Source organism: Ruegeria sp. HKCCSP351, from assembly GCF_017872535.1.
Lineage (GTDB): Bacteria > Pseudomonadota > Alphaproteobacteria > Rhodobacterales > Rhodobacteraceae > Ruegeria.
The window spans coordinates 1-3,393 of sequence record NZ_JAEDOV010000024.1 but is presented as its reverse complement, the minus strand read 5'-3'; the positions used below and the strand labels follow the sequence as shown (position 1 = coordinate 3,393).

Here is a 3,393-nt window from a genome sequence, read left to right as displayed (position 1 = left end):
CTATTGGTTCAGCAGGTTTTTGAGGTATTTTCCGTATTCGTTTTTGCCGAATTTGCGGGCGCGGGCTTCGAGGTCGTGGTCGTTGATCCAGCCCAGCGTATGGGCGATTTCGTCGGGTGATCCGGTTTGCAGGCCTTGCCTGTCCTGAAGCGTGCGCACGAAGTTTCCGGCGTCCAGCAGGCTTGCATGGGTTCCGGTATCCAGCCAGGCATAGCCGCGCCCCATGCGGTTGACGCTGAGCAACCCGGCCTCAAGGTACATTTCAAGCAAGGTGACAATCTCAAGCTCGCCGCGTGCAGACGGTTTTACGGCGCGGGCGCGTTCAGGGGCAGAGCCGTCCAGAAAATACAGCCCGGTCACGGCGTAGTTCGATGGCGGCACTTGGGGTTTCTCGACAATCTGGGTGACGGCGCCAGCCTCGTCATAGGCCACGACCCCGTAGCGTTCGGGATCAGCGACCCGATAGCCGAAGACGGTGCCTCCGGTCTCTTTGGCGTCTGCCGATTGCAGGATCTCGGGCAGGCCGTGCCCAAAGAAGATGTTGTCGCCCAGCACCATGGCCGAGGGGGCACCATCCAGAAAATCTTCGGCCAGAATATAGGCTTGCGCCAACCCGTCGGGAGAAGGTTGAACAACCCAGGTCAGGGACAGGCCCCATTGGCTTCCGTCACCCAACAGGCGCTGAAACTGCTCCTGATCCTGCGGCGTCGTGATCATCGCGATGTCGCGGATCCCGGCCAGCATCAGCACCGAAAGGGGGTAATAGATCATCGGCTTGTCATAGATGGGCAAAAGCTGTTTCGAGACGCCCATCGTGATCGGATAAAGACGGGTGCCTGACCCGCCTGCCAGAATGATACCTTTGCGTTTCTTGCCGTTCCGGGTCGTCATGTGCCGAGCTCTCCAAGGTCTTCAAGTATGCTGTGCAGGCCCGCCTTCCAATCCGGACGGGGCACGCCCAGGTCCGTTGTCAGTGTCGTGCAGTCCAGGCGGCTGTTCAGGGGGCGTTTCGCGGGGGTCGGGTATGCGCTGGACGGAATGTCTTCGACATTGCAGTCGATGCCGGCCTGATCGAAGATCTCGCGCGCAAAATCGGCCCAGCTGACATCAGGGCCACCGCTGCAATGGTAAATTCCGGTCTTTTCATCCGGGTTTGTCAAAAGGGCACGGGCCGCGCCCACACAGGCCCCGGCCAGTTCCGCCGCCGGGGTTGGCCCGCCAATCTGGTCTGCGACAATTGTCAGGCGGTCACGCTCTTTGCCGAGGCGCAGCATGGTTTTGACGAAGTTATGCCCATGTGACGACACCACCCACGAGGTTCGTATGATTGCATGGGGTCCGCCCGCCGCAATCACACCGGCCTCGCCTGCCAGCTTGGTGCGCCCATAGGCGCCCAGCGGGCCGGTCGCGTGGTCGGGCGGAAACGGGGCCGTGCCCGCCCCGTCAAACACATAATCTGTCGAGACCTGAACAAACGGCACCCCGCGCCCGGCCGCAGCTTTGGCCAGCGCCGTGGGCGTGGTTCCGTTGATCAGCAGGGCAAGGTCTTCCTCCGCTTCGGCCTTGTCGACGGCGGTATATGCGGCGGCGTTGATCACCGCATCCGCATCGGTGTTGCGAACCAGGGCCGCGCACCCTTCGGGATCGGTAAAATCCGCCTTGTCGCGCCCAAGCGCTTCAACCGAGATATCCCCGCCACACCGGATCAGTTCCCGGCCCAGCTGACCGGTCGCCCCGAAGACCAGAAGTTTCACGCGCTGACCCCCAGCCGTTCGCCAACGCCGGACCGGTTCTGTAAAGACCGCCACCAGTCTTCATTGTTCAGGTACCATTCAACCGTTCTGCGCAGACCTTCCTCTACCGTCACGGACGGGCGCCAGTTCATTTCGTTGCGCATCCGCGAGGGATCGATGGCGTAACGCGCATCATGCCCGGGGCGGTCTGTGACAAAGGTGATCTGGTCCGCATAGACCCCCTGCGGTTTCGGGCGCAGGTCGTCCAGGATCGCACACAGCGTCTGCACCAGTTCCAGATTGCTGCGCTCGTTCTCGCCACCGATGTTATAGGACCGGCCGACAGCCCCCTTTTGCACCACCAGCAAAAGCGCGTCGGCGTGATCCTCGACATACAGCCAGTCGCGGACATTCGAGCCGTCGCCATAGATCGGCAGCGCCTTGCCCGCGATTGCGTTCAGGATCACAACAGGGATCAGCTTTTCAGGGAAATGATAGGGCCCGTAATTGTTCGAACAGTTGGTCAGCACCACCGGCAGGCCATAGGTCTCGTGCCAGGCCCGGACCAGATGATCGCTGGAGGCTTTCGACGCGGAATAGGGAGACCGCGGATCATAGGGGGTATCCTCGGTGAACTGGCCGGTGGGGCCCAGGCTGCCAAAGACTTCATCGGTCGAGATATGGTGGAACCTGAAAGTGTCCGGTTTTCCCTGTCCGGCCCAATAGCTGCGCGCCGCCTCCAGCATGTTGTATGTGCCCAGGACATTGGTTTCGATGAAAGCCCCCGGCCCGTCGATGGACCGGTCAACATGGGATTCCGCCGCCAGGTGCATCACCGCATCAGGCGCATGTTCGGCAAACACCGCCTTCAGGGCCGCAGGGTCGCGGATATCTGCGTGAACAAAGGCATAGTTCGGGTTCTCTGCAACCTCGGCAACATTGTCGAGGCAGGCCGCATAGGTCAGCGCATCAAGGTTCACGACCTGATGTCCGTCCGCAATGGCACGCCGCACGACCGCGGACCCGATGAAACCCGCACCACCTGTCACCAACAGTTTCATATTCTATCCTTCGTAAACAAACGGGCTGTCAAAATCGGCCAGCGCAGGCGCAATCCTATCCTTGTCGCTCAGCACCGGGTTCCCCTGCAAGGGCCAATCAATACCACAGCTGTCCCAGCGCACACCCCCATCGGCATCCGCATTGTAAAAGCTGGTACATTTGTAGCAGATTTCGGTGTCGGGCTCTAACGTCACAAAACCATGGGCAAATCCCGCCGGCACCCAAAGCTGCCGCCCGTTCTCAAAGCTGAGCTCGATGCCGAAAGATTGCCCATAAGTTGGCGATCCCTTGCGGATATCGACGGCGACATCATAAAGCGCGCCCCGGCCCGCCCGCACCAATTTGCCCTGCGCATGCGGAGGCGCCTGAAAATGCAGGCCGCGCAATGTCCCCACCGCGGACGACAGCGAATGGTTGTCCTGCACAAATTCCGGCAACACAACCCCAGCCTCTTCCAGCCGCGCCTTGTTCCAGCTTTCAGAAAAAAATCCCCGCAAATCCCCATGCCGCTGCGGGCGAATAACCAACACACCCGACAAACCCGTCTGCTCAATCTCCATATCACCCAACCTCAACAACCTGTTGCCTGTATTTTGGC

At 60.6% G+C, this 3,393-nt stretch carries 4 protein-coding genes; all 4 read right to left on the bottom strand.

What is annotated here, in order from left to right; translation table 11 throughout:
* From rfbA to rfbC, 4 genes are read right to left on the bottom strand one after another with little or no spacing between them, the layout of a single operon-like run.
* Positions 1 to 891: a glucose-1-phosphate thymidylyltransferase RfbA gene (rfbA, locus tag I9182_RS20310; RefSeq protein ID WP_209599473.1), complete on the bottom strand. Its 891-nt coding sequence runs from the start codon at positions 889 to 891 to the stop codon at positions 1 to 3.
* Entirely contained in the window at positions 888 to 1,754 is an 867-nt protein-coding gene (gene rfbD / locus I9182_RS20305) for a dTDP-4-dehydrorhamnose reductase (protein ID WP_209508310.1), read from the bottom strand. The genes rfbA and rfbD overlap by 4 nt, the downstream gene beginning before the upstream one ends.
* Positions 1,751 to 2,794 (bottom strand): dTDP-glucose 4,6-dehydratase, encoded by a 1,044-nt coding sequence (gene rfbB / locus I9182_RS20300; RefSeq protein WP_209508309.1) that lies wholly within the window; start codon positions 2,792 to 2,794, stop codon positions 1,751 to 1,753. The genes rfbD and rfbB overlap by 4 nt, the downstream gene beginning before the upstream one ends.
* A 3-nt stretch (positions 2,795 to 2,797) precedes the next feature.
* Positions 2,798 to 3,355 carry a dTDP-4-dehydrorhamnose 3,5-epimerase gene (rfbC, locus tag I9182_RS20295; protein WP_209508312.1) on the bottom strand — a complete coding sequence of 186 codons (558 nt, stop codon included), beginning with the start codon at positions 3,353 to 3,355 and terminating at the stop codon, positions 2,798 to 2,800.
* Between the last annotated feature and the right edge of the window lie 38 nt (positions 3,356 to 3,393).

Coding starts and splice junctions, on each gene's coding strand:
- rfbA (WP_209599473.1), bottom strand. CDS start 891: ATGACGACCCGGAACGGCAAGAAACGCAAAGGTATCATTCTGGCAGGC.
- rfbB (WP_209508309.1), bottom strand. CDS start 2,794: ATGAAACTGTTGGTGACAGGTGGTGCGGGTTTCATCGGGTCCGCGGTC.
- rfbC (WP_209508312.1), bottom strand. CDS start 3,355: ATGGAGATTGAGCAGACGGGTTTGTCGGGTGTGTTGGTTATTCGCCCG.